The following is a 1,204-nucleotide window of genomic DNA, read 5'->3' as shown; positions in this document are numbered from 1 at the left end:
CCCGCCGATACCCGAGTCAAAAAACGCTATTTTCAAATCTTTATCCAAGGTTAAATTTAAAAGAGATTATAACTCAAATTTGCGGTAATTTCGCCTTTGGACGCAAATTTGCCTTTTAGGGCGGCTAGGTGCGCGCCTTTATCGACGTTCAAATTTGACGTTTTCGTTGCTATTTTTAATCAAATTTGACGTAAAATCGGTTAAATTTAACAAAAGGGCTCAAAATGCAAGAAAATCTCGCGCGCAGTCAAGGCCGATCTAGCCGCTATCACGCGCATTTACAACGCAAGCGTTTTAGAGCGAAACGCCACGGCCACGCTGCATCCGGTCGGCATAGAGGAGCGCGAAGCGTGGTTTGATGCGCACGAGGCGACAAATCGCCCGATATACGTGCTGCGCGAGATCTGTAAGGGAAAATTTGACTCAGACGGCGAAAATTTCGGCGCGCAAAAGATAGCCGCCACAAACCAAAAAGGCGAAATCTTAGCCTGGGGCAGCCTCAGCGACTATCATCCGCGCGAGGGCTACCGCATCACGGCCGAGATCAGCGTCTACGTCGCGCCGGGCGCTCGCGGCAAAGGACTGGGCGGGCGGCTGGTAAATTTTATGCTTGAACGCGCGCCCGAATTCGGCATCAAAAACATCGTCGCGCTGATATTTTCGAGCAATGCCGCTAGCCTAAATTTATTTGCGAAATTTGGCTTCGCGCGCTGGGGCGAACTACCCGAAGTCTGCGATATGTGCGGCAAACTCGAGAGCCTAACGATACTGGGTAAGAAGCTTGGATAATTTCTGCTACCACAACTGGGCAAGAAGAAGTGCTTCTTTGATACACTAAAATTTGGTCCAGCAAGACAAATGGAAGAATTTAACAAGAGTCCAATTGTCCACATAAAACCCATTAGTTTTCAAACCTGTGCCAAATCAAAGCAAGGAGGAAGCAAACAAAGCGTGGCGCTATCTGCATGACGGATATGAAATTTCACGCTCGATTTCAAGGACCGCTGCTCCACCGTGTGTACCAAACAGCAGTTCATCCTTCTGCGGGATCACTCGGACTTTTACGGCGAGTTTTTCGTCGCTAGCGTGCCCGACGACATCAAAGCGAGCTAAAGCGTGGCGAGCTTTAGCGACTCCGACAACCTGCTCTCGACCGAGTTCGTGTCAAGCTTCGACGAGGGTCTCAGGGTAAAGGGGGGGGGGG

The 1,204-nt window shown here is 50.0% G+C and carries 1 protein-coding gene; it reads left to right on the top strand.

The genetic code is table 11. The features are described from left to right. Positions 1-234: 234 nt before the first annotated feature. Positions 235-789: a GNAT family N-acetyltransferase gene (locus H740_RS03450; RefSeq protein WP_034957213.1), complete on the top strand. Its 555-nt coding sequence runs from the start codon at positions 235-237 to the stop codon at positions 787-789. Positions 790-1,204: the final 415 nt, after the last annotated feature.

Origin of the sequence: Campylobacter showae CC57C (genome assembly GCF_000344295.2) — a bacterium.
Classification (GTDB): Bacteria; Campylobacterota; Campylobacteria; order Campylobacterales; family Campylobacteraceae; genus Campylobacter_A; species Campylobacter_A showae_B.
The sequence above is the reverse complement of the archived record's forward strand: the minus strand, read 5'-3'. Positions and strand labels throughout refer to the sequence as shown.